General features: G+C 53.8%; 22 protein-coding genes and 6 tRNA genes. 12 read left to right on the top strand and 16 right to left on the bottom strand.

What is annotated here, in order from left to right; translation table 11 throughout:
* Nucleotides 1–28: 28 nt before the first annotated feature.
* The 6 genes from clpX to ABMA60_RS08170 form a co-directional block, all read right to left on the bottom strand.
* A complete protein-coding gene (gene clpX / locus ABMA60_RS08145; protein WP_392801323.1) occupies nt 29–1,315 on the bottom strand; it encodes an ATP-dependent Clp protease ATP-binding subunit ClpX in 1,287 nt (428 codons plus the stop codon).
* Nucleotides 1,316–1,464: 149 nt separating this feature from the next.
* Complete coding sequence (gene clpP / locus ABMA60_RS08150) at nt 1,465–2,103, bottom strand: ATP-dependent Clp endopeptidase proteolytic subunit ClpP (RefSeq protein WP_108165334.1); 639 nt, start codon at nt 2,101–2,103, stop codon at nt 1,465–1,467.
* Between the two features lie 96 nt (nt 2,104–2,199).
* The gene (tig, locus tag ABMA60_RS08155; RefSeq protein ID WP_392801326.1) at nt 2,200–3,513 is read right to left on the bottom strand and encodes a trigger factor; all 1,314 of its coding nucleotides are present in this window, start codon (nt 3,511–3,513) and stop codon (nt 2,200–2,202) included.
* Nucleotides 3,514–3,668: 155 nt separating this feature from the next.
* Nucleotides 3,669–3,744, bottom strand: a tRNA-His gene (locus ABMA60_RS08160).
* 21 nt (nt 3,745–3,765) lie between these two features.
* Nucleotides 3,766–3,842 (bottom strand) — tRNA-Arg (locus ABMA60_RS08165).
* Between the two features lie 62 nt (nt 3,843–3,904).
* Nucleotides 3,905–3,981: transfer RNA gene (locus ABMA60_RS08170), tRNA-Pro, on the bottom strand.
* 174 nt (nt 3,982–4,155) lie between these two features.
* Between ABMA60_RS08170 and folD the strand changes: the two genes are divergently transcribed.
* The 3 genes from folD to ABMA60_RS08185 are packed head-to-tail and all read left to right on the top strand — an operon-like array spanning nt 4,156 to nt 6,340.
* On the top strand, nt 4,156–5,022 hold the full coding sequence (gene folD, locus ABMA60_RS08175) for a bifunctional methylenetetrahydrofolate dehydrogenase/methenyltetrahydrofolate cyclohydrolase FolD (RefSeq protein ID WP_392801329.1): 867 nt from the start codon (nt 4,156–4,158) through the stop codon (nt 5,020–5,022).
* Nucleotides 5,023–5,054: 32 nt separating this feature from the next.
* On the top strand, nt 5,055–5,552 hold the full coding sequence (locus ABMA60_RS08180; RefSeq protein WP_392801332.1) for a peptidylprolyl isomerase: 498 nt from the start codon (nt 5,055–5,057) through the stop codon (nt 5,550–5,552).
* Between the two features lie 2 nt (nt 5,553–5,554).
* Nucleotides 5,555–6,340 (top strand): UDP-2,3-diacylglucosamine diphosphatase, encoded by a 786-nt coding sequence (locus ABMA60_RS08185; protein ID WP_392801335.1) that lies wholly within the window; start codon nt 5,555–5,557, stop codon nt 6,338–6,340.
* Here ABMA60_RS08185 and ABMA60_RS08190 read toward each other — a convergent pair.
* A complete protein-coding gene (locus ABMA60_RS08190) occupies nt 6,337–6,969 on the bottom strand; it encodes a tRNA-(ms[2]io[6]A)-hydroxylase (RefSeq protein ID WP_392801338.1) in 633 nt (210 codons plus the stop codon). The two genes, ABMA60_RS08185 and ABMA60_RS08190, sit on opposite strands and share 4 nt — an antisense overlap.
* A gap of 147 nt (nt 6,970–7,116) precedes the next feature.
* Here ABMA60_RS08190 and trmA point away from each other — a divergent pair, with 147 nt between their 5' ends.
* The gene (gene trmA, locus ABMA60_RS08195; protein ID WP_392801340.1) at nt 7,117–8,202 is read left to right on the top strand and encodes a tRNA (uridine(54)-C5)-methyltransferase TrmA; all 1,086 of its coding nucleotides are present in this window, start codon (nt 7,117–7,119) and stop codon (nt 8,200–8,202) included.
* Nucleotides 8,203–8,215: 13 nt separating this feature from the next.
* On the opposite strand, the gene ABMA60_RS08200 is transcribed toward trmA, so the two are convergent.
* Nucleotides 8,216–8,641 carry a secondary thiamine-phosphate synthase enzyme YjbQ gene (locus ABMA60_RS08200; RefSeq protein WP_392801392.1) on the bottom strand — a complete coding sequence of 142 codons (426 nt, stop codon included), beginning with the start codon at nt 8,639–8,641 and terminating at the stop codon, nt 8,216–8,218.
* A gap of 39 nt (nt 8,642–8,680) precedes the next feature.
* Here ABMA60_RS08200 and ABMA60_RS08205 point away from each other — a divergent pair, with 39 nt between their 5' ends.
* A complete protein-coding gene (locus tag ABMA60_RS08205) occupies nt 8,681–9,787 on the top strand; it encodes a class I SAM-dependent methyltransferase (RefSeq protein WP_392801342.1) in 1,107 nt (368 codons plus the stop codon).
* Here the strand turns inward: ABMA60_RS08205 and rlmKL are convergent.
* Nucleotides 9,784–11,928 carry a bifunctional 23S rRNA (guanine(2069)-N(7))-methyltransferase RlmK/23S rRNA (guanine(2445)-N(2))-methyltransferase RlmL gene (gene rlmKL, locus ABMA60_RS08210; RefSeq protein ID WP_392801344.1) on the bottom strand — a complete coding sequence of 715 codons (2,145 nt, stop codon included), beginning with the start codon at nt 11,926–11,928 and terminating at the stop codon, nt 9,784–9,786. The genes ABMA60_RS08205 and rlmKL overlap by 4 nt on opposite strands.
* Before the next feature lie 269 nt (nt 11,929–12,197).
* Between rlmKL and rmf the strand changes: the two genes are divergently transcribed.
* Nucleotides 12,198–12,413, top strand: coding sequence for a ribosome modulation factor (gene rmf, locus ABMA60_RS08215; protein WP_392801347.1), 216 nt, complete (start codon nt 12,198–12,200; stop codon nt 12,411–12,413).
* A 69-nt stretch (nt 12,414–12,482) separates the two neighbouring features.
* Here rmf and ABMA60_RS08220 read toward each other — a convergent pair whose 3' ends face one another.
* The 3 genes from ABMA60_RS08220 to ABMA60_RS08230 form a co-directional block, all read right to left on the bottom strand.
* Nucleotides 12,483–13,496 (bottom strand): quinone-dependent dihydroorotate dehydrogenase, encoded by a 1,014-nt coding sequence (locus ABMA60_RS08220; RefSeq protein WP_392801349.1) that lies wholly within the window; start codon nt 13,494–13,496, stop codon nt 12,483–12,485.
* Nucleotides 13,497–13,549: 53 nt separating this feature from the next.
* Nucleotides 13,550–13,774, bottom strand: a complete 225-nt coding sequence (locus tag ABMA60_RS08225; RefSeq protein ID WP_392801352.1) for a DUF2835 domain-containing protein — start codon at nt 13,772–13,774, stop codon at nt 13,550–13,552.
* An 83-nt stretch (nt 13,775–13,857) separates the two neighbouring features.
* Nucleotides 13,858–18,675, bottom strand: a complete 4,818-nt coding sequence (locus ABMA60_RS08230) for an NAD-glutamate dehydrogenase (protein ID WP_392801355.1) — start codon at nt 18,673–18,675, stop codon at nt 13,858–13,860.
* 192 nt (nt 18,676–18,867) lie between these two features.
* On the opposite strand from ABMA60_RS08230, the gene ABMA60_RS08235 reads away from it, so the two are divergent.
* From ABMA60_RS08235 to ABMA60_RS08260, 6 genes are all read left to right on the top strand, one after another.
* Complete coding sequence (locus ABMA60_RS08235; RefSeq protein ID WP_392801358.1) at nt 18,868–19,086, top strand: DUF2970 domain-containing protein; 219 nt, start codon at nt 18,868–18,870, stop codon at nt 19,084–19,086.
* Between the two features lie 440 nt (nt 19,087–19,526).
* Nucleotides 19,527–21,188, top strand: a complete 1,662-nt coding sequence (locus tag ABMA60_RS08240) for a nitrite/sulfite reductase (protein WP_392801361.1) — start codon at nt 19,527–19,529, stop codon at nt 21,186–21,188.
* Nucleotides 21,172–21,657, top strand: coding sequence for a DUF934 domain-containing protein (locus ABMA60_RS08245; protein WP_392801363.1), 486 nt, complete (start codon nt 21,172–21,174; stop codon nt 21,655–21,657). The genes ABMA60_RS08240 and ABMA60_RS08245 overlap by 17 nt, the downstream gene beginning before the upstream one ends.
* 166 nt (nt 21,658–21,823) lie before the next feature.
* Nucleotides 21,824–22,360, top strand: coding sequence for a cell division inhibitor SulA (locus tag ABMA60_RS08250; protein ID WP_392801366.1), 537 nt, complete (start codon nt 21,824–21,826; stop codon nt 22,358–22,360).
* A gap of 30 nt (nt 22,361–22,390) precedes the next feature.
* Nucleotides 22,391–22,780 (top strand): VOC family protein, encoded by a 390-nt coding sequence (locus tag ABMA60_RS08255; protein ID WP_392801369.1) that lies wholly within the window; start codon nt 22,391–22,393, stop codon nt 22,778–22,780.
* 49 nt (nt 22,781–22,829) lie between these two features.
* Nucleotides 22,830–23,228: a VOC family protein gene (locus ABMA60_RS08260; RefSeq protein ID WP_392801372.1), complete on the top strand. Its 399-nt coding sequence runs from the start codon at nt 22,830–22,832 to the stop codon at nt 23,226–23,228.
* A gap of 128 nt (nt 23,229–23,356) precedes the next feature.
* On the opposite strand, the gene ABMA60_RS08265 is transcribed toward ABMA60_RS08260, so the two are convergent.
* The 4 genes from ABMA60_RS08265 to ABMA60_RS08280 form a co-directional block, all read right to left on the bottom strand.
* Complete coding sequence (locus tag ABMA60_RS08265) at nt 23,357–24,205, bottom strand: helix-turn-helix transcriptional regulator (protein ID WP_392801375.1); 849 nt, start codon at nt 24,203–24,205, stop codon at nt 23,357–23,359.
* A gap of 334 nt (nt 24,206–24,539) precedes the next feature.
* A tRNA-Leu gene (locus ABMA60_RS08270) sits at nt 24,540–24,627 on the bottom strand.
* A gap of 66 nt (nt 24,628–24,693) precedes the next feature.
* Nucleotides 24,694–24,767, bottom strand: a tRNA-Cys gene (locus ABMA60_RS08275).
* 150 nt (nt 24,768–24,917) lie between these two features.
* Nucleotides 24,918–24,992, bottom strand: a tRNA-Gly gene (locus ABMA60_RS08280).

The raw sequence follows: 24,992 nt of genomic DNA on the forward strand, positions 1-24,992 counted from the left end.
GGCCGCCGGGCCCGTTATTGCCGAAGGCTCAATCGGACTGGCCACTGGCCGTCTTTTGATTGTCCTGATTTTCGTAGATCAACAAAGGTTCAGATTCGCCTCGAATGACACTTTCTTCAATAACTACTTTGGTCACACCAGGCTCTGAAGGTATGCGATACATGGTATCCAACAAGACGTTCTCCAGAATGGAACGCAAACCACGCGCTCCCGTCTTACGCTCCATTGCCTTATTGGCAACGGCCTTCAGTGCGCTCATGCGGAAGTCGAGTTCAACCGATTCCATATCAAACAACTTCTGATACTGACGTACCAGTGAGTTCTTAGGCTCGGTCAGAATCTGGATCAATGCATCTTCATCCAGTTCAGTCAATGTCGCGACCACCGGCAGACGACCAATGAACTCAGGAATCAGTCCATACTTAACCAGATCTTCCGGTTCGACTTCAGCAATGGTATCGCCCAATTTGCGGCCTTTGTCTTTACTTTTAACCGCCGCATTAAAACCGATACCGCCTTTCTCGGAACGATCACGAATGATCTTATCCAGGCCGGCAAAAGCGCCACCGCAGATGAACAGAATATTGCCGGTATCAACCTGCAGGAATTCCTGCTGGGGATGCTTACGGCCACCTTGCGGCGGAACCGAGGCAACCGTACCTTCGATCAGTTTCAACAGCGCCTGCTGCACACCCTCACCGGAAACATCACGCGTTATAGACGGGTTGTCTGACTTGCGTGAAATCTTGTCAATTTCATCGATGTAAACAATACCGCGCTGTGCCTTATCGACGTCGTAATCACACTTCTGCAGCAGCTTCTGAATAATGTTCTCAACGTCTTCACCGACATAACCGGCTTCAGTCAAGGTGGTGGCGTCAGCGATGGTGAATGGCACATTCAGCATACGCGCCAGCGTTTCCGCCAGCAGGGTTTTACCGCTACCGGTCGGTCCGATCAGCAAGATGTTGGATTTGCTTAACTCAACATCGTCATTGCTGTCACCATACTGCAGTCGCTTGTAGTGGTTATAGACGGCCACTGACAGCACCATCTTGGCACGCGACTGCCCAATCACGTATTCATCCAGCGTCTCACGAATTTCCGCCGGTGTTGGCAAACGACTGCTTTCATCTTTGGGGCCGCTGTCTTGCAGCTCTTCCCGGATGATGTCATTGCACAGATCGACGCACTCATCGCAAATGAATACCGATGGCCCGGCAATCAGCTTGCGGACTTCGTGCTGGCTTTTCCCGCAAAAGGAACAATACAGCAGCTTTCCGTCTTCGCCTTTTCCGGTTCTATCGTCGGCCATTCAACTACTCCATACCTGATACCCATGTCGCTCATTTAAAGATGAAACCACATCGGGCCAATTGCAAGTTTTTTGTCGGCAGATTTACGCCCTACGCGACCTGACGTAACCTGTTGATTTACCGTTATTTTTAAACCCGAACACCGTTCTCAGTCGGTGCTGCGCGAGCTCAATACCTGGTCAATCAGGCCATACTCGACGGCATCATCGGCTTTCATAAAGTTGTCCCGATCGGTATCACGCTCAATCACGTCCAAAGGCTGACCGGTGTGATGTGCCAGAATCTCGTTCAACTTCTGCTTCATCTCGATGATTTCACGGGCATGAATTTCGATGTCCGACGCCTGGCCCTGATAACCACCCAACGGCTGGTGAATCATGACGCGCGAGTTAGGCAGTGCCAGACGCTTGCCTTTAGCACCGCCGGCCAGCAGCAACGCACCCATGCTGGCGGCCTGACCAATACACATGGTGGATACGTCAGGCTTGATGAACTGCATGGTGTCGTAGATGGCCATGCCCGCGGTTACCGAACCACCCGGGGAGTTGATGTAGAGATTGATATCCTTGTCCGGGTTTTCGCTCTCCAAGAACAGCAACTGAGCGATAATCAGATTAGCCATGTGGTCTTCGACCGGGCCAACCAAAAAGATGACATTTTCCTTCAGCAGACGGGAATAGATGTCATAGGCCCGCTCTCCGCGTGAGGATTGCTCCACAACCATAGGGACAAGACCGCTGGCGTTCATGATATCGGGCGCAGACCCGTCCGCAGCAAAGTGTGACATTCAAGCGACTCCTAAATAACAAAAAAGTTGGCACCTCTGGGAAGCGCCAACTTTCATTGCGGTCTAATTCGAGCGGTTCAACCCCGACCGGATCGGTCAGCCTTGCTCCGCACCATTTGACTTGACGGCATCCTCATATCCGATGGTGGACTCGTTCACCTTGGATTTACTGAGGATATAGTCGATTGCGGCGTTTTCAACAACCATAGCGCGGACTTGGTTCATCAATTCCGCATTGCTGTAGTAATAGTCGATGACCTGCTGCGGATCCTGATAAACAGCGGCTTGATCTTCAACATAAGCACGCACTTCAGCTTCTTCCGGCTTAAGCTCTGCGCTTTCGATCAGTTCATTCATCAACAGACCGATTTTCACGCGACGCTCAGCCTGATCCTGGAACAGTTCTTTCGGCAGGCTGGACGGATCCATTTGCGCACCACCACCGAACTGCTGAACAGCCTGCTGCTGCAAACGACCGATCTCATCGTCGACCAGCGCGGCTGGAACATCCAAGTCGTTATCTTCAAGCAGCTTGTCGATAACCGTCGTCTTCAACTTGGACTGCAACGCATTACGCGCTTCGCGTTCCATATTGGCACGCACTTCAGTCCTGAAACCGTCTACGTCGGTATGCTGACTACCGAATGCCTGGAAGAACGCTTCATCCAATTCCGGCAGCTCCGGCTCTGCGACTTCATTGACAGTGATGTCGAACACCGCAGGCTTACCCGCCAGTTCGGTATTGCCGTACTCTTCCGGGAAGGTCACTTTAACGGGCTTGGTTTCGCCAATCTTGATGCCTTCGATACCATCCTCAAAGCCCGGGATCATCTGACCTGAGCCCAGCACCAGAGTCTGATCGGTAGCGCTGCCACCATCAAAGACTTCGCCATCGACCTTGCCGACGAAATCAATCTTAACCTGATCACCTTTCTGAGCCGCTCGCTCAACCGGCTTATATTCAGCCTTTTGCTGGCGCAGGTTATCGATCATCTTATCGATGTCGGCGTCAGTCACTTCAGCGCTGGGCTTATCAAAGCTATAGCCGCTGATTTCAGCCAGCTTGACTTCAGGAAACACCTCGAAGGTCGCCACGAACTCAACATCTTCGCCCGCTTTGTCGCGAGTAAATTCGATGCTCGGCATACCCGCCGGGGTCAACTTTTCTTCGGTAATGGCTTTGGCGTAATTCTGCTGTACAACGTCCTGCAGCACTTCAGCGCGGATACCGTCGCCAAAACGCTGCTTAACAACAGAGACCGGTACCTTACCAGGGCGGAAACCGTCGATACGAACGCGACGCGCGGTTTCCTTAAGCTTTTGATCCACGGCACCATCGACTTCGCTGGCTGGTACGCCAACAGTCACACGGCGTTCCAGGCCGCCAGTCGCTTCGACAGAGACTTGCATGAGGTTTCCTCTTGCTTTTAACGCTAATAATTTAGGGGGCCGTTAATGTAGGGACAGACCGGACCCGAATCAAGCCCGGCGCGGTGGAGCACCCCGGTTGACGCACCCCGAACACATACAAAAAGAGCCGACAAGCGGCTCTTTTAAGAAGAAGGTGGGGTGGACGATGGGACTCGAACCCACGACGACTGGAATCACAATCCAGGGCTCTACCAACTGAGCTACGCCCACCACAATACGTTGTCACGAAACTGGTACGCCCGGCAGGACTTGAACCCGCAACCACTCGCTTAGAAGGCGAGTGCTCTATCCGGTTGAGCTACGGACGCTTAATAAACCGACCCGAGCCCGGATTCGGTTGCCTCGCTCACCAGGACGAAACCACTAAAATTGGTCGGAGCAGAGGGATTCGAACCCCCGACCCTCTGGTCCCAAACCAGATGCGCTACCAAACTGCGCTATGCTCCGAACAAGACGTCCCGTCAACGTGCGGCGCATAGTACCCATGCCCACCGGGGTCGTCAAATCTTTTCTATGAAAAATTCAGCAAAAACAAGACGATAGCGCTTCCCTACCCTCAAGTTAGCTTGCCCGGCCATCAGCGCCATGAGAAAATTCGCCAAACCCTCTTTGGAGCCCTGAATGCCAGCTCAGCTACTGGACGGCAAAGCCGTTGCCGCCAATCTTCGCGCTCGCATCGCCGCAGAAGTCTCGGATCTGACCGAACAAGGTATTCGCCCACCCGGCCTGGCGGTCATTTTAGTCGGCGCTGATCCAGCCTCCCAAGTCTATGTCGGCAGCAAGCGTCGCGCCTGTGAAGAGGTTGGCTTCAAGTCCGTCAGCCATGACCTGCCCAGTTCAACGCGCGAAAGCGAATTAATCGCCCTGATTGACGATCTCAACGAAGACGCCTCAATCGATGGCATTTTGGTGCAACTGCCGCTGCCGGAACATATTAATGCCGACACCATCGTGGAACGCATCCGTCCGGATAAAGATGTCGATGGCTTCCATCCTTTTAACGCCGGTCGACTGATGCAGCGTCGCCCCATGCTGGAAAGCTGTACGCCCAAGGGCATTATGACTTTATTGCGCGAAACCGGCGTTCCGCTGCGCGGCAAAGAAGCCGTGGTCATCGGCGCCTCCAACCACGTCGGACGGCCGATGATGCTCGAGCTGCTGCTGGCTGGCTGTACCGTCACCTCCGCCCACCGCTTCACTGAAAACCTGGAAAGCCACGTGCGCCGCGCCGACATCCTGGTCGCCGCCGTCGGCAAACCCGGCTTTATTCCAGGCGAATGGATTCGTGAAGGCGCCATAGCTATTGATGTCGGCATCAGCCGACTCGAAGACGGCAAGCTGTCGGGTGACCTGCAATTCGCTGCGGCCGCTGAACGCGCCGCCTGGATCACTCCGGTTCCCGGTGGCGTCGGCCCCATGACCGTTGCCACCTTAATGGAAAACACCCTGATCGCTGCGAAACGGTTGCATTTGAACCTGACGCACTGATTTGTCTTATTACACTGAAGAAAGGTAATCCCGTGAAAGTATTGCTGACCACTACTCTGGGCGACATCACCCTGGAGCTGGACACAGAAAAAGCACCCAAGACCAGCGAGAACTTTGCTAACTACGTTAAGGAAGGCCATTACGATGGCGTAATCTTCCATCGCGTAATCAACAACTTCATGGTTCAGGGCGGCGGTTTTGAGCCGGGCATGAAACAGCGTCCGACTGGCGAGCCGATCAAGAACGAAGCCAACAATGGTCTGAAGAACGACATCGGCACTGTCGCCATGGCTCGCACCATGGACCCGCATTCCGCCAGCGCCCAGTTCTTTATCAATGTGGCTGACAACAACTTCCTGAACCACAGCGCCGAAACACCCGAAGGCTGGGGTTACGCTGTCTTCGGTAAGGTCGTTGACGGTATGGACGTGGTGAATCGCATCAAGGGCGTTCCTACCACCTTTGCCGCCGGCCACAGCGATGTTCCCGCTGATGACATCGTCATCGAAAAAGCCAAACTGCTGGATTGATGATGCTGCACTACGATCGGGCCATCATCATTTCCGATCTGCATTTATTGGAAAGTCGCCCGGCCATAACCCGGGCGTTTTTTCAATTGCTGGAACAGCTGCCTGGTCAAACCCAGGCGCTGTTTATTCTCGGTGACTTCTTTGAGTACTGGGTCGGCGACGATGCAGCAACGCCCTTCCATCTCGACATCGCTGAGCGGCTGCGAGCTTTGTCTCAAACCATGAACGTCCACCTGATGGTCGGTAATCGCGACTTTGCCATGGGCGAAGACTATACCCAGCGCTGCGGCGCGACCTTATTACCGGACCCGACCCTGGTTGAACTCGGCGGCCTTCGCTGGCTGCTTAGTCATGGCGATGAGTTGTGCACCGACGACAAAGGTTATCAGCGCTATCGCAAAGTCATCCGTCACCCCTGGGTTTTGGGCACCTTACGTCGCATGCCACTGCCCTGGCGCATTAAGCTGGCAGATTATCTGCGCGGTAACAGCCAGCAACGTAACCGCATGAACATTGTGCGTTATGTGGATGTGACGGAATCAGCGGTGCAAAACTGGTTAGCGGATTCACAGGTCGACGGCCTGGTCCATGGTCATACCCATAAAGCCGACTGGCATCAGCACAAACTGGAAAATGGAATGGCCAAGCCGCGCCTGGTATTAGGCGACTGGCATCATCACGGCTGGTATTTGTCCTTTGATGTTAACCAGCAGCAGTTGCACCGCTTTAACATCGAGGACGGACCCGGGCTGTCTATAAAGGAAGCAACAAGCCAGACAAACGCTTAAGCCGGAACACCGCTGTGGAAACGGAAGACGGTATCTGGCGTTGCGATCAGTTCGGCCTCTAGCTCCCGGAACGCCTCGATTCTCGGTTGAATATCTTCCTCTGCATACAAACGCGCCAACTCTAAATAGTGACGATAATGACGCGCTTCGCTTTTAAGCAGTGAGGCGTAAAACCGTCCCAACTCCTCATCCAGATAAGGCACCAGGGCCGCAAAGCGCTCGCAGGAACGGGCTTCAACAAAAGCACCCAGGATCAGTCGATCAACCAAGCGCTGCGGTTCTGGCTTGCGCACCATCTCGTGCAAGGCGCCTGCATATCGGCCAGCGGATAAATGGGTGTACTCAACGCCGCGCTTATCCATCAGCTTGAGCACCTGATCGAAGTGAACCAGTTCTTCGCGCGCCAGCTTGCTCATCTTCGACAACAAATCACGCCGATCGACATACTTGTACATCATCGACATCGCCGTGGAAGCTGCTTTCTTTTCGCACTGGGCGTGGTCAATCAACAGCGTCGGAAGCTGCGTCAGAGCGTCATCAATCCAGGCTTGCGGTGTAGCGTTACCCAGAAAATCGGGGATGTCTTCGAGCATGGCCTGACAGTCGGCCGCGCTAAGGGTGGTGGTCATAACTAAAGCGCCTGAATCGTTGAGGGCCGCATTATAATGACGCCTAGCCTTATGACCACCAGAACCGCCACAAAAGATAACGGTATAAATTAGAGCTCCGGCCCACTCTGAATAGAATGGCCTGCCGCGCCAGCTTGAGGACCTTTCATGCCCTTTCCGTTCGATCCCGATCACTATCAAGAACAGCTCGACACCAAGGTGGATCGACTGAAAGCCTTACTCGCTGATCGCCCACTTCCGGCGCTGGATGTATTCGCGTCCCAGCCAAGCCACTACCGGATGCGCGCGGAATTTCGTTTCTGGCACGACGGCGATGACGCCTGGTACGCCATGTTCGACCCGGCCGACCCCAAGACACCACTGCGGGTTGACGAATTCCCCGTCGCCAGCCAGCGAATTAACGAGCTGATGCCGCAGGTTCGTGACGCAGTCCTAAGCGATCCGCAGCTACGCCACAAACTGTTTCAGGTGGAATTTCTCACCACTCAGACCGGCGATGCACTGATCACCCTGCTCTATCACCGCAAACTCGACAGCGAATGGGAAGAGCGCGCCCGTTATTGGCAGGACCAATGGCAGGCCGCCGTTATCGGCCGAGCGCGTAAACAGCGACTGGTGTTGGAGCGAGATTACGTTAATGAGACGCTGAACATTCTCGGTCGCGACTATCACTTCCGACAATACGAAAACAGCTTCACCCAACCCAATGCGGGCGTGTGTGAGCAGATGGTGAGCTGGGCCAAAACACACAGCCAGAGCAGCGAAGGCGACTTGCTGGAACTCTATTGTGGCAACGGCAACTTCAGCCTGCCGCTGGCAGAAAACTTCCGGCGAGCCTTGGGAACGGAAATTTCCCGGGTGTCGGTCAACAGTGCACAGCACAATATCGCCGCTAACGGCGTCGACAACCTGCGCATTGCCAGAATGTCGAGCGAGGACTTCTCCGCAGCCTGGCTTGGCCAGACACAGTCACGCCGACTGCGCGAATGGCAAATCGACGACTACGATTTCCACACGCTCTTAGTCGATCCTCCGCGCGCCGGTCTGGACGCCGATACCATCGCCCTTGCCAAACGTTTTGAGCGCATTATCTATATTTCCTGCAACCCGGAAACCCTGGCGCAAAACGTGGCAGAACTGGGAGGCGACTATCGCATCGAAGCCGCCGCTCTGTTCGACCAATTTCCCTACACCGATCATATGGAAGCAGGCTTAGTGCTGAGCCGGGCCTAGCCGCTCTGATCTATTAGTCGCTCTGCCCTTGAAGCGTGGCAACCAGGCGACGGCTACCGCCTGCATTACGATGCTCACCCAGATAAATGCCCTGCCAGGTTCCCAGCACCAGACGCCCCTCACGAACCGGCAGGGTTAATGAAACGCCTAATAAAGAAGACTTGATATGCGCCGGCATATCATCAGCCCCTTCGTAGGTATGAATCAGATCGCGGCGGTCTTCGCTAACCAGACTGTTAAAGACGGTTTCAAAATCATTACGCACGCTGGGGTCGGCGTTTTCATTAATGGTCAGTGACGCCGAAGTATGCTGCAATAACAGATGCAACAAGCCGACACTCACCTGTTTTAACTCAGGAAGCGCCGCCAGCACTTCATCGGTAATTAAATGAAAGCCACGCGCACGCGGTTGCAAGCGAATCTCCTGTTGCGCCCAAATCGATTGTGATTCCGCCATGACTGACACTCCTCATAAATTGTGACAACACCACCTTCCCTAGCGCAAAACTTCTCCGCCTTCAGCTTGCAGCGCGTACCGGCTGATACGCAGCTTCAAGCCTGGAACGCTGCCGACGAGTTAGTGCTGTCGCGACTGTCGCCAGATGACGACAACATACTGCTGATCAACGACAGCTTCGGCAGTTTAGCCGTGGCACTGGATCAGCGCGTCAGCGCCTGGTGGAACGACAGCGCTATGGCACGACAAGCCTTGCAACACAACTGCGCGCGAAACCAGCGTGCTCTGCCCAAGCTGATTCATTCGAGCGACGAACTACCAGACGACATAAGCTGCGCCATCATTCAGATACCCAAGTCAGTTGCTCTGTTCGACTGGCAGCTGGGGCAACTGACAAAGCGCCTGGCGGCAAACGGAAAAGTCTACGCATTGGGGATGGTAAAACATCTCAGCGCAGGGCATCAAAAAACCATGCGTCGCTGGTTTGATCAGGTCAACCCCGGCCGTGCCGAGAAAAAAGCACGCTGTGTTGAGCTGGGCGAACCACTATCAGCCGAGATGGTTCAGGCACACCACAGCCGTACGGACGACGGCCTGAAATTGATCAGCGAACCCGGTTGCTTCAGCGCGCAAAAAACCGATCCGGGTGCACTCGTTTTCCTGAAGCATTTCGCCCAACTCCCCAATGCCGATCGAGTTTTGGATCTGGGCTGCGGTAATGGCATTTTGGCGTTGAGTTATTTACGAGATCATCCGTCAGCGATGGCCATCGGCATTGACGAAAGCGCCCAAGCGATCGCCTCCGCTCGCGCCAGTGCCGAGGCTAATAAGCTGAGCGAACGCCTGGAACTGATTCACAATAACGGTTTAACAGATTTAGATTTAAAAAGCGTGCCGCTGGTGCTCTGTAACCCGCCCTTTCATCAAGACACCAGCCTGACCGATGTCATTGCCGAGCAGCTGATCAAAAGCGCTGCTCTCTCACTCGCCAAAGACGGCGAATTTTGGTTAGTCGGCAATCGACACCTGGGTTACCACCAGCGACTGAAAAGGTATTTTAGGCAGGTAGAGGTAAAATCGAGCCACCCGAAGTTCGTGGTTCTGGCGGCTCTCGACATCAAAAATTAATGCGTTTTATGACGCAGATGCCAGCATTGATGGGGCCGTTTTTGCTGGAAATCGAATGGCACAGAAACGGACGTTTTCTCAGTCACTGCATAGCGTTCTGACAGCTCTGGTTCGAGTCGAAATTTGCGGAAGTTGTTAGAAAAAATCAGCAGCCCTTGTGGTGACAACACCCGCATAACCCGATCAATCAACGCCACCTGATCACGCTGAACATCCAGCGTATCGCTCATCCGCGCCGAGTTACTGAACGTCGGCGGGTCGAGAAAAATCACATCAAACTGTTCGCGACACTCATCGAGCCATTGCAAACAATCGGCCTGAATAAAACGATGTTGAGCATTGGGTTCGCCGCCATTCAAGCGCAGATTTTCCCGCGCCCAGTTTAAATAGGTGCGCGATAAATCGACACTGGTGGTACTCGCTGCACCGCCGACGTAAGCATGGGCGGTCACCGCGCCGGTATAACAGAACAGATTCAAAAAGCGTTTATCTTTGACCTGTTGCTGAATCCAATGACGCGTCGGTCGATGATCCAGGAACAAGCCCGTATCCAGATAGTCGCGCAGGTTAACTTCCAGAAAGACGCCTTCCTCACGCACGATAAAAAAGTCACCGCTTTCATCCTGGCGTTCGTATTGGGTTCGGCCTTTCTGGCGCTGACGTTGTTTCAAAACGATGTTTTCCGGCGGTGCATCCATCACCTCACCCAACACCGCTAACGCATGCAGCAAACGCGCACGCGCTTTGTCTTCGGGAATTTCGCGCGGTGGTGCATATTCCTGAACGTGGTATTGGTTGCCATAGACGTCGATAGCCAGCGCAAATTCGGGTAAGTCGGCGTCGTACAGTCGGTAGGCTTCGATGTCTTTGCCTTTCAATGCCTTGCGCCGTTGCTTGAGATTTTTGATCAAGCGATTACGCAAAGCGCTGTCTTGCTCAACCATCGCCGGCGTTTGGTTACTGGCTTCGCGCTCATCCGGCGCGAACACATAGAGATGCGTTTCCAGACGACCGTTAAAGAAACGCTCCTTGGCGCTGGCTTTCAAACCGGTCTCGCGTGCCAGAACGGTATCGGACGTGAGGATACCCACCGTCCAGTCGGCCAGTTCGGTTTGTGCCAATTCACCCAGACGCCGGTACAAAGCCAGTAACTGTGGCTTGTTGCCCAGACGCTCACCATATGGCGGGTTACAGGCCACCAGGCCCGGCTGTAAAGCCCAGTGTGTCGGCTTGGTCCAATCGTTCAACGGCTTGTGATAACAGCGCGCCTGACGCGACAACCCCAACCGCTCGAGCGTCTCGTTGGCCCGCGCGACGACACCACCATCGGCGTCGTAACCCAAGACCGGGCTCATCTGGCTTTCGCCGTCGAGACGACGCTGGCGCGCTTCGGTAACCAGTTCATTCCACAAACCGCGGTCGTGGCCTAGCCAACCGTCAAAACCGAAACGACGTCGCATCAATCCCGGCGCCATATCGGCGGCAATCATTGCCGCTTCCACCACCAGAGTGCCGGAACCACAGAGTGGATCGATAAAGGCTTCGCCAGCCGCCGCTCGCTTGGGCCAGTCAGCAGCCATCAGAACAGCCGCCGCCAGGTTTTCCTTCAGCGGTGCCGGACCAGTCGCCTGACGGTAACCGCGGCGATGCAAGGAATCGCCCGACAAATCCAATCCCAAGTCGATGCGCTGACGGCCGACCTGAACAAAGACCACGATATCGGGGGAGTCACGCTCAACACTGGGGCGAATACCATGGCGATCACGCATCTGGTCGACGATGACATCTTTCACTTTCTGCGCGCCATAACGCGGATCATCAATGCCACTCATTCGACCTTGAAAATCCACTCTCAGAGTACCGCCCGGGCGAACGTGCTGGTCCCAGTTGACGCTGTCGATCAGCGCCATCAAGCCATCCAGGCTGACGTTATCGCTTTGTCCCAGCGCCAGATGGACGCGGTTGGCCAGGCGGCTCCATAAACAGAGCCGATAGGCGTCGGCCAGCGAACCCTCGAATGCCAGACCACGCGACCAGTCCAGCGCAGGCTGGCCGGTGATTTGAGTGATCTCAGGCTTCAGTAGTCGATGAAAGCCCTGGGGGCAAGTCACCCAAAATGTCGCGGGTTCGGTAATGCTCATTTTTAGACGGATTCTCTATTAAAAAGGATAGAACTAAGACGATAACGCTTTAAGAAAGCTCGAACAGGCTTTGAGACCTGGCTGCAGCCCCCCACTGGATGGGTATGACTATTTTATTACAGTAGCCACTAAGTGTGGCGGTTTTTAGACTGAATCGTTCATCGACACGACCGGACAGTTTTCGATACAACATTCATGAAGGCAGCCTCACCGGGGTCGGTTGTTCCGACCGGCCTCACTTCACCATGGACAGCAAGAGAGGTCTATCTATGAAGCGACAAAAGCGTGACCGCCGTGAACGAGCCTACCAGAAAGGCTATCTGGCCGGACTGGAAGGTCGGTCGAAAACCTTATGTCCCAGTGGCAAACCGGAACTGCATCAGGAATGGATGAACGGTTGGCGTGAAGGACGCAGCGATCAATGGGATGGATTAACCGGCGTGCGCGGTATACATCGCCTCAATGAAGTTTTGATCCACCACTGACGCCACACCCAGGCGTTAGCAACAACAGCCGGCGCAATGCCGGCTTTTTAGTGGCTGGCCGTTGCAATTTCAATCATCCTGCCAAGCTTCGATGCATTCACGAATCAACTTCGGCCCGCGGTAAATAAAACCACTGTATAGCTGTACCAGGCTGGCTCCTGCCTCTCGCTTGGCTTTGACATCATCGCCGTAGCAAATGCCACCAACCCCGATCAACGGAATCGATGGTTTCAAATAGCGTCGGAAGCTGCGTAAGGTTGCGGTCGACGACTGGAATAACGGTTGCCCGGACAGCCCACCGGCTTGGTCAGCAAAACGCTCACCGGAGACGGCCTCTCGGCTGATGGTGGTATTGGTTGCGACCACGCCATCCACTTCGTATTCATTAAACACCGTGGCGATAGCCTCGATTTCGGCTTCGTTCAAATCCGGAGCAATCTTAATCAGGATGGGTTTGTAACCATGCCGGGCGGCCAGTTGCTGCTGGCGCTGCTGCAAACCATCCAACAGCTTTTTCAGCGCATCGCCGAACTGCAAATTGCGCAGCCCGGGTGTATTGGGTGACGACAGGTTGACGACCACATAACCGGCCCAGGGATAAACCCGGTCCAGACAGTAGAGATAATCTTCGAGCGCATCGTCTTCTGCTGTGGTTTTGTTTTTACCGATGTTGATGCCGACAACGCCGTCGTAACGACTGCGTTTAACGCGTTCAACCAGATGATCGACACCTTTGTTATTGAAGCCCATGCGATTGATGATCGCCTGGCTGTCAGACAGTCGAAACAATCGCGGTTTTTCGTTGCCGCTTTGCGGACGCGGCGTCACCGTGCCCACTTCGACAAAACCAAAACCGAGCGCGCCCAGCGCATCCAGATAATCGCCATTTTTATCAAGTCCCGCGGCCAGGCCAACCGGGTTGGCAAACTCCAGGCCCCACAACGACACCGGATCACAGGCCGGCATCTTGCCAAAGAAGCGACTTAATCCCAGGCGATGAGCAGCGCCCAACGACTCCAGACTGAGGTCATGGCTGGTTTCAGGGCTGAGCGCGAACAGGGCTGGACGCAGGATGTCGTACATAACAGCTTTCCCGGCATGATGAAAACGGCCGGCATTATAACAGCTGGGGAAAACTAGGCGATGCGGCGGATGCCGATCAGTTTGAAATTGTCGTCGACTTCCAGACTGAAACTGCCCTGGATGCCATTTCGGGTGACGAATCGTTGCAGAATGCCAGAGGGAAAACGGACTCGACGACCGTCACGCGATTCGCACGAAACATTCTTCACTGAACCTTGATAGTGACGCAGGTAATCATCAGCCGAGATATAAAGATCGACGATCAGCGTTTGTGACATAACATCGAGAACCCAGACAGTTGCTCGGGGCAATTATCCCCGTAGCAACTGTCTGCGCAAGCACCATTGCACAGAGAACCCGCTCAGAGTTCCGGCATGGTTGCCTGCGACAGATCCAACAGTTCGCGGATGGCCACGCTGTACATGCTGAACTCCGGTTCACCGACGGCGCGGATTTCGCTCATCATCTTCAGCCAGCGCTCAACCAGAATCTGATTGCGTTCCAGCCAGTCATCGACCAGCTCATCCAGCGATTCATTACCAATCTGGCTGAACAAACCCTGGGTGATGCGGCGCTGTTGCCATTCCAGATCATCGCGGAACGACTCACGCGCCATCGCCTGCCAATGGGTATTAACGCTGAGGCTGTTGACCTGCTCAGCAAAGCTGTCCAATTCAAGCGCATCACCGACGCGGAAATAACCCTGAGCTACCTGCATCGGATCGCGTTCCTGACTTTGTGCCACAGCGACCACACCCAAGGCGGTATAGAGAATGTCCGAGGCGCAGACACGACGCGCCAGATCTTCCGGAACACCCTGCTCCACCAACTGTGCCGATTCACTCAACCAGATTTCTTTTTGATCATCCGGCAACAGGGTTTCCAACTGCTCGCTCATGCTCTGGATTGGTTGCTGATACAGATCGAGCACCGCCTGAATATCGATGCCGGTGCGATAATTTTTCACCAACCAACGACTGCCGCGACGCACCATGCGCGCCGTTTTCAACATCAGACTGCTTTGCAACTCGGTGTCGATTTGATGGTCGAGCGCTTCCAGTTCATCCCATAAGCTATGCATGCCAAAGATGTCGCGCGCGGCAACATAGGCTTTGGCCGCCTCCAGCGGTGACGCCCCAGTGCTTTCCTGCAGCCGGTTAAAATAGGAAATGCCCATGTAATTGAAGATGTCGTTGGCGACCTGAGTGGCAACAATCTCACCGCGCAACCGATGCTGGTACATGGCCTTGCCAAACTTCTTGCGCATCGCTTCCGGGAAGACGGTGGTAACCGCCGTTTCCAGGTAGGCATCCTGAGCCACATCGGCTTTGATCAACTGCTCTTTTAAGTCGCCTTTTACGTAGGAAATCAGCACCGACAATTCCGGCCGCGTTAAACCCTGGCCTTGCACTTTGCGATCGCTGATCGCTTCATCGGAAGGCAAAAATTCCAGTTCACGATTCAACTTACCGGCACTGACCAAGGCATTGATCAGACGTCGATATTCCTCAACGCGCTTGAACGATTCGGTGTAGGCAATACCCAGCGCCTGGCTTTGGCGATAGTTATTACGCAGCACCAGCTTGGACACGTCTTCGGTCAGCTTGAACAGATTATCGTTGCGCTGCTTGACGGTCAGATCGCCACTGGCGACCAGGTCGTCGAGCAGGATTTTCATGTTCACTTCGTGGTCCGAGCAATCCACGCCGCCGGCGTTATCGATAAAGTCGGTAAAACAGCGACCACCGCCCAGGTTAAATTCCACCCGGCCCAACTGACTAAAGCCCAGGTTGCCACCCTCGCCGATCACCTTGCATTGCAGATCGCGGGCGTCTACGCGCAGCGCATCGTTGGCCTTGTCGCCAATGTCGGCATGGTTCTCGTGGCTGGCTTTGACGTAGGTGCCAATACCACCATTCCACAGCAGATCCACCGGCGCCGTCAGCATGGCGCTGATCAGATCATTCGGCGTGATTTTCGACTTACTGATGCCAAACAACGCTTTCATTTCCTTACTGACCGGAATCGATTTGGCGCTGCGACTGAAAATACCCCCGCCTTTGGATATCAAATCAGCGTTGTAGTCTTCCCAACTGGAGCGCGGCAAATCAAACAGGCGCTGACGTTCGGCGAAACTCTTGGCGGGATCCGGGTCCGGATCAACAAAAATGTGCAAGTGGTTAAAGGCGCCAACCAACTTGAGCGATTCGGAACGCAACAAACCATTGCCGAACACATCGCCGGCCATATCGCCGATACCCACCACGCTGATCGGGTCTTTCTGGACATCGATACCCAACTCACGGAAATGACGTTGCACACTGACCCAGGCGCCACGAGCGGTAATGCCCATTTTCTTATGGTCGTAACCGTTGGAACCGCCAGAAGCGAACGCATCACCGAGCCAGAAGCCGTAATCGATGGCTTCGGCATTGGCGATGTCCGAGAAGGTCGCGGTGCCTTTATCGGCAGCCACAACCAGATAGGGATCATCTTCGTCGTAGCGTACAACGTGCTGTGGCGGTACTAATTCGCCTTCGCTGAGATTGTCGGTTATATCGAGCAATGCGCGAATAAAGGTTTTGTAACTGGCAATACCTTCCGCCTGAATGGCTTCGCGATCACCATCGACCGGCAACTGCTTGGCAACAAAACCACCCTTGGCCCCCACCGGTACGATGACCGCATTCTTAACCTGCTGAGCTTTTACCAGACCGAGCACTTCGGTACGGAAATCCTCAATGCGATCGGACCAGCGCAAGCCACCACGCGCGACCTTACCGCCGCGCAGATGCACACCTTCAATGCGCGGCGAATAGACGAAAATCTCAAACATCGGTTTGGGCAACGGAATGTTGCTGATCTTCGCCGGGTTCAGTTTGAAACTGAAATAATCCTTACGCCGACCATCGGCACCCGGCTGATAGAAGTTAGTGCGCAAGGTGGCTTTGATCAGTTCAACATAGCGCCGGAAGATACGGTCCTCGTTGATATTATTAACGGCATCCAACTGGCCATTAATGGCTTCCTGCCACTTATCAAGATCCTTATGCACATTCTCCTGTTTGTCTGGATTGAAACGGGCCGAAAACAGTTCAACCAGGTTTTGAGTAATGTCGGTGTACTTGATCAGCGTATCGGCAATGTATTCCTGCGACAGACCAAAACGGATCTGTTTCATATAGCGCGCGTAGGCACGCAACATCGCCACTTCGCGCCAGGTCAATTTGGCGCGAAGGATCAATTGATTGTAAGAATCGCTTTCGGCGCGGCCATTCCAGATATTGAGAAAAGCGCGTGCAAATTCTTCGCGATACTGAACCGGATCAATCAGCGGATTAGGTTCATAGAGCAAGGAAAAATCGTAAATCCAGGTGCACTCGTTATCGCCGTAATTGATTTCGTATGGATATTCATCGATAACCTTCAAACCCAGATTTTCCAAAACCGGCATCAGCTCTGACAACAGCAGCGCTTCGCCTTTTTTGAAAATTTTCAGTTTTAATTCACTGCCGGTGGGCTCCATGGCGCGATAAAAACTCAGAGCAATAGGTTCGGCATTTTTCTTGTTCAGCGACTCCATCCGCTGAATATCAGCGACCGCCACTCTTGGGCTGTACTGCTCTCGGTAACTGGCGGGGAAGGCTTGGTGATAGCGCTGATGCAGTTGAATACCCTGCTCTTCGCCAAAGTTCTCCACCAAAACCTGCTGCAACTCATCGGTCCAGCGACGGGCAATCTGGAAGATACGTTTCTCCAACGCTTCCGTTGGTAATTCACCCTCAATGGGATGCGTAAGCTTGAATACCAAACGCGTTCGCGCCAGCACAGATTCGCTGAAAAAGGTGGTAAAATCCGAACCTTCAATATCAAATTGTTCAGCCAGCATGTCGTGAATTTGCTGACGCAATTGAGAGTTAAAAATATCACGCGGAACATAAACAATGGCGGTCAGGAATTTGCCATAAATATCGCGACGTAACAGCAACCGAATGCGTTTACGCTCCTGAATGGCCAGTACATCCAAGGTCATGTTTAACAACGTATCGATGGACGCCTGAATCAACTCATCGCGCGGGAAGGTAAACAGGATGGCCGCCAGTTCTTTATAGTTATGCCCGCCTTTGGCAAAACCACTTTGTTCCAGAACCTGCTCAATTTTCCGACGTACCACAGGAATGGTATCGGGTGAGCCGTTATAGACAGTAGAGGTATAAAGGCCGAGAAAGCGACGACCACCGACAACCTCGCCCTTGTCGTTAAAACGTTTGACCAATACATAATCAGAATACGCCGGCCGATGCACATTGGAGCGGCGTCCGGACTTGGAGAAAATCAGCAGTTCTTTCTCGAACACATGATGACGACGCTGCTCGGTCATCTCATCGATAAACTCTTCGCGTCGTTTGTTGCTCTGACGAAACAGACCCAGCGCACTGCCTTCGACCTGCTTGACCTTACCCTCTTCTATTTCGTATTCGTCGTAAGCCAGGAAGGTAAAATGATTGTCCGCCAACCACTTCATAAATACTTCGGCTTCATCCAACTCGTCTTGATCGACCGGGTATTTTTGACGATGAAAGTCGGCGATGGCGTCTTCGGTCTTCTGCAAAATATTCGGGTAATCAGCAATCACCCGCTTAACCTCTTCCACCACTGAGTTGAGCGCCTTGGCGATGTCATCACGCTCAGCCGCCACCGTCGTTCGATCGACTTCGATGCACAACAACAGCTCGCGCGGCTGTGCTTTGTCGAAACCTTCAAAGCGGCCGTCTTTCGACCGGGCAACGCCCAGGCTGGCATGGAAGATGGTGTGGATATTGGCGTCCAGACGGTTCAACGTCAGCCGCACGGAATCGATGATAAAAGGCACGTCTTCATACAATACCGTGACGATGGTATGCGGTGACTGCCACTCGTTTTCCTCAACATTCGGATTGAAAACATCGACACGTTGTTGACCACCTTCATGCTGCTGCAAGGTTCGCCACAGCGACACCACCATGCCGGCCAGGTCGGTGGTGTCGTAGCTGGCCAGATCCTGCATGGAGGCATGCTGGAACAGATGGTCGATCAGAATTTTCAGATCGGCCTGCTTGTCTTTGGGAAAATGAGGCGTTAAACGGGCATAGAGGGTGTCGAGTAACTCAATCCGTCGAGGTGACAGGGTGGTGGTCATTGTTGGCCTCTGTAGGTTGTTGTTATGCGCAGTCCAAACGGGTTGCTGGCAATCATTGTGCCGTCAGGGGTGACAGCCTTATTCTCTAGCATAGACAAACACTCGCCAGTACGCTGGCGCATCGGTGTCGCCTTTTGACGACTGGGGTCGCAATGGTGAAAGTGACACCGAAACGAAGCAGGAGATAAAAAGATGGTGGAAAATCGAACGCCTCGGACTGAGGGCCGACTGGGGCGGTTATGGCGGCTGGTGTTGAGTCTGTTGGCAGGACTGGTCGGCGTGCAAAGCGATAAAAACAGAGTCAGCGACTTCCACTCGACCAGCATCTGGCCGTTTATCATCGGCGGCGTCTTGATGACCGCCTTATTCGTACTGGCGCTGATCCTGCTGGTGCGCACTCTGGCTCCCTAGCCAAGGGCAAAGAAAAAGGGCCTTGGCGGCCCTCTTTCAGGTCGGCTTCACGGCCGACCCCGATACAATTCAAATCCGCTTGAGTGGATTATCATCGACAACAACCTTCAAGCTGCCGTCGCCACCCAATATATAGCAGCAACGACAACGGTCACGACGATGACCACCGCCGCGATGGCGTCTGCCTGGGCGTCACTCATTCCAACTTTCTTGCTGGCCATGGTTTGTCCTCCTGTTATTGTTGTTCTACCTGCCGCGAGGGCCAATACGACTGCAAGAACTGCCGTCTACGGCGGTCATTTAACTCTGTAAGTGGCTTGGGTTCAAGCGCCAACATATAACGGTATGAACTCAAATTATGAAAATTAAATCATTCCTGGAATAAGTAAACTTCGTTAGAGTAGCGCCCAACCTTCACCAGACCGATACAGGTTGCCTTGATGTACGTTTACGACTCGTTCGACCAGAAAGTGGTCGATGAACGCGTCGCTCAGTTCCGTGAGCAAACTGAGCGTTATCTCGACGGCCAGCTGGCCGACGACGAATTCCTGCCACTGCGCCTGCAAAACGGCCTCTATATTCAGCGCCATGCGCCCATGCTGCGCATCGCCATTCCCTATGGTCTGCTCGATTCGACCAAGCTGCGTAAGCTGGCCGAGCTGACTGAAACCTATGATAAAGGCTACGGCCACTTCACCACGCGCCAGAATATCCAGTTCAACTGGCCGGCGCTGGAAGACGTGCCCGACATTCTGGCTGGCCTGGCCGAAGTGCAGATGCACGCCATCCAGACCTCCGGTAACTGCATTCGCAACACCACTACCGACCAGTTTGCCGGCGTATTGCGCGATGAAATCGCCGATCCGCGCCCCTGGTGCGAGCTGATTCGCCAGTGGTCCACGCTGCACCCGGAATTCGCCTTCCTGCCGCGTAAGTTCAAAATCGCCGTTAATGGCAGCACCAACAGCGACCGTGCTGCGGTGCGTTTTCATGATATCGGCCTGGAGCTGGTGCGTAACGACGCCGGCGAATTGGGCTTTAAGGTATTCGTAGGTGGCGGTCTTGGCCGCACCCCGCTGGTGGGCCAGGAAGTTCGTGACTTCCTGCCCGGCAAACATCTGCTGAGTTACTTAGAAGCGATATTGCGCGTCTATAACCTGCTGGGCCGACGCGACAATAAATACAAAGCCCGCATCAAGATTTTGGTGAAAGCGCTGGGCGTTGAAGCCTTCCGCGACAAGGTTGAAGCCGAGTGGGCGCATCTGAAAGACGGCCCTGCGACGCTGACCGATGCCGAAATCGAGCGCGTCTCCGAGCACTTTGTCGACCCGTCCTATGAAGACCTGGCCGATGCTGATGCCATTCTAGCGCAACAAAAAGCCGACCACCCTGGCTTTGCGCAATGGCTCGATCGCAACGTCTACCTGCATAAAAAGCCGGGTTACGCTGCGGTCACGCTGTCGATCAAGAAACTCGGCTACGCCCCGGGCGATTGCACCGCCGACCAGATGCGCAGCGTTGCCCACCTGGCCGATCAGTTTTCCTTCGGCGAACTGCGCGTCAGCCACGAACAGAACCTGATTCTGGCCGACGTCCGTCAGGATCAGTTACTCGAATTGTGGGAAGCCGCCAAACTGGTGGGTTTTGCCACCGCCAACATCGGCACCCTGACCGACGTCATCTGCTGCCCGGGCGGCGACTACTGCGCCCTGGCCAACGCCAAATCCATCCCCATCGCCGAATCAATCCAGGCGCAGTTTGACGACCTGGATTACCTCTACGACCTGGGCGATCTGGATTTGAACATTTCCGGCTGCATGAACGCCTGTGGTCATCACCACATCGGCAACATCGGCATCCTGGGTGTCGACAAGAAAGGCCAGGAGTTCTATCAGGTATCGCTCGGTGGCGATTCCGGTCAGAACGCCCGCATCGGTAAAATCCTCGGCCCATCGTTCAACGCCGAAGACATTCCGGCGGTCGTCGACAAAGTCATCCAGGTGTACACCGAAAACCGCCAGCCTGAAGAAGCCTTCATCGACACCGTCGAACGCATCGGCCTGGATCCGTTCAAGGAGCGCGTCTATGCAAAATCTCATTAAGAATGGCGCGCTGATCACCGACGACGCCTGGGTGTTGGTCGAAGACGACAGCGCCAAAGTGTCTTCTACTGCAGCGACTATTTTACCGCTGCAGCGTTATCAGGAACTGAGTGAAGCCGGTAACTTACCAGAGCAGGCCGCTGTGTGGCTGAACGATGAACAAATGCCCGAAGACGTTGCCGACCTGCTCGACAATGTCAAACTAGTCGCCCTGCACTTCCCTAAATTCGCCGACGGCCGCAGCTTCTCTAAAGCGCGGCTGCTGCGCGACCGCCTGGGTTACCAGGGTGAAATCCGCGCCATCGGCGACTTCCTGCCTGACCAAGTCGACTACATGACGCGCTGCGGCGTTAACGCCTTTGCTTGCCGCACAGAGCGCGAAGCCGAAACCGCCCTGTCGATGCTCGATACTTTTAGTGTTCACTACCAGGGTGCCTTCAACCAGACCGCCCTGTTCCAACAGCGCTAAACATCCGCTTTAGCCAGACGGCGCCTGCCCTGGGCGCCATCTTACTTGCCAAACACTCCGACTGATTTAAACGCCTTCAAACGTTTTTCATCAAATCGTTTGACGCCAGTATTTTTACTGTATATAAATACAGCTACTGTATGTTTGAACAGTAAAGGAGCCGACCATGCACGCCCTGAACAACACCGACCAGGTAATGCAAAACCCACAGTTTTGGCGCAACCCAGCGCGCAAGCCCATTGCACAGCTGCGTCGCGAAGCAAAAACTACTCAGCCGGAAGGCACCTTTACTGAGATCTTTTGCCATCACGGTGGTCTGAACCAATTGCACTTGCTGGTGCCGACACTGGCTAAACTGAGCCAGCACCAAGAACGTTGGATCACCTTTATCGCCCCACCTTGCCTGCCAAACAACGGCGCACTGAAACGTGCCGGCGTCGATACTGCTAAGGTTCGAGTAGTGCATACCCGCTCAGTCAGCGACTACTGGAAAACGCTGGAAGAAGCGCTGGCCAATGGCCTAAGCAGCACCGTTCTGGCATGGCCGCCGCACGGTGAATTCAATGATCTGCGTCGCGAAGTACTGAAGCAGGCATCCATGGCTGGCAACACCCAGACCTTTGTTTTCCGCCAATTGGGTCATGCGCAAACCACCGTACGACCAGAGCGCGAAACCACTCGTCAATTGGCGTTGGCGCTTTAACCGACTGGTTCACCCAAGAGGAGCTGCAGCATGGTTAAATTCGGTTACACCATCGCTTATGTCGACGATGTCCTCGCCAGCGTCGAGTTTTTCGAGCGCGCTTTCGGCATGAATAGAAAGTTCATTGATGACAGTGGCGACTACGGCGAACTGGATACCGGCACCACCACGCTGGCATTCGCCAAACACAGCCTGGGCGCCGCCAACCTGCCGGATGGCTACATCAACGGCACCACATCAGAGTTACCGCTGGGTATAGAAGTCGCGCTAATCTCTGACGATGTGGCTGCAACCCATCAGGCTGCACTCGCCGAAGGCGCCCAAGAAATAAAAGCACCGCAACAAAAACCCTGGGGCCAGATCGTCTCTTATGTCAGAACCCCGGCTGGCATCCTGCTGGAAATCGGCAGCGAGATGTAGCAACAGCGGTAAACGCAACAACCATTAGATCACTGACGGGAGACCAAGGATGTTCGACCACCTCAGCACCTACGCCACCGACTTCGAAGCCACCAAAACCTTTTACGATGACGCCCTGGCCGCCTTGGGCTATTCGGTGCAAATGGAATTCGTTGCCGAATGGAACACCGACTTCCCCACCCAACGCATGTGCGCCTACGGCCCAGAAGGTCAGCCCAACTTCTGGATCATCGAAGTGAAACAAGCCTACACCCCCAGACACCTGGCCTTTTGTGCCGCAGACCGAAACCAGGTTGGTACCTTCTATAAAGCGGCCCTTAAAGGCGGTGGTGTTGATAACGGAAAGCCGGGGTTACGACCGACCTATCACGAGAATTACTACGGCGCCTTTGTGCTTGATCCGGACGGGAACAATATTGAGGCGGTTTGTCATTTGGCGGAGGGGTGAGTCCCGCCCTAATTAGAGCGCGCCAACAAACCGAAGGCGTCGGCCAGCGCAGAGACCCTGCTGCAAGTGTTGGCCGACCTAATTGGGAAAACTCAGCTTTAAGGCTCATAAATTTCTATGAATCTTATTTAATGTAGGGCACCAACAAACTTACGGGCATCTATAACCTCGCCTGTGCCCAAGTCGATTACTTCAACCACTCGATCTAAGCGAAATGTGCGCATTGCCCTACGGGCATGGCAGTATGCTTTAAGGTATGTCACTCCATTTTTATCAGTGATCGCCCTAACATTGATTTCACGTTCGCTGACATTGCCCTTTGCGTCTTTATAGTGAATAAGAAAATCCCCGTGGGCGGGAGCAACCGCCTTTTTCCTGTGTGTCTTCTTCGGCTTCGGGAGCGGCTGGCTTTTATTTAAAATACGGTCGCAAAACTCGCTTAACACTAACCGCAACTCTTCGGCTTCGTTCCCATCCAAATAGCCATCTTCCAGGCTTATTTTGAGTAAGTTATGAATATCATCAATATTGGATTCATCCGTCGCCACTGGATTCTTAGCTAACCAATTCATCAAGTATTCAGCTTCATTCTGATGAACCAATTCGTCGGCTAATACCGCTTCACACAGTGAAACGAACTGGGCTACTTCAGGGGCCAACACGGCGCTTTTTGATTCACTCTCGCGCTTTTTCTTTTGTTTAAAGTCAATGAGCACTGCACATGAAAACAACGCCAAAATGACCCCAATAATCTGATTGGGAATTGAACCAATAACAAGAATCCCACAAGCGAGAAAGGCAATAAAAAAAGAAGCGACACGCCGTGTGGCGTTTGAATTGATTGAAGGATGAACAGCACCGGCCATCATCGCATAACCGACCCAGGTCAAACCTAAAAAGTCTAAAAACACACTAATAATAGCCAAAAAACCAAAAACACCTGTAAACAGCCACCCCAAGAGCCTTATGAATATCACCTGATTAACTCCTTGTAATTGGTGTCGATTAAGAGATGCAAAAACACACCTCATACTGAGCTATTGAGTTTTATCAGACCCAGAACTGTGGTGTCTATACGCTGGCAAAATCCAGTGTCGGAATTGAGATCCCGAAGGAGTCAGAGTGAAAAAAGAAAGCCCGGTATGCATTGAAACTGATAAGTGAATTTGATCGAGAGCCACCCAAGGAACAACAGATCAAAATTGAGCTATGCGAAATCACCTAATAAACCGTAGATGCCTAGCCACCATCGACCCGGAGTGAAATTGAGGAGACACATTGGCCGGAGGCCAGTATTCATGGGGGTTGTAATGGTGCCCGGAGCCGGAATCGAACCGGCACGGCCGCAATGGCCGAGGGATTTTAAGTCCCTTGTGTCTACCAGTTTCACCATCCGGGCGTAGAACTTACCGGAGAACGATCCCAGGGTTGGATCGTTGCTTTCCTGCATATGAGCAGGAAGAAATGGAGGCTGGAGTCGGAATCGAACCGGCGTACGCGGAGTTGCAGTCCGCTGCATGACCACTCTGCCATCCAGCCTTAGAACCCGAAGGTTCAAAAAGTAAGCTTGTTGCTTTGCTTACTCACCTACCGAAGTAGGATTTTTTTGGGGCGGGAAACGAGATTCGATTGAGCCGGGATGCCGGCTCGCGACCCTCAGGTCCTGCCCATTCCATCAAGATGGAATTTTGGAGCGGGAAACGAGATTCGAACTCGCGACCCCAACCTTGGCAAGGTTGTGCTCTACCACTGAGCTATTCCCGC

Origin of the sequence: Saccharospirillum sp. HFRX-2 (assembly GCF_043196805.1) — a bacterium.
GTDB lineage: Bacteria > Pseudomonadota > Gammaproteobacteria > Pseudomonadales > Natronospirillaceae > Saccharospirillum.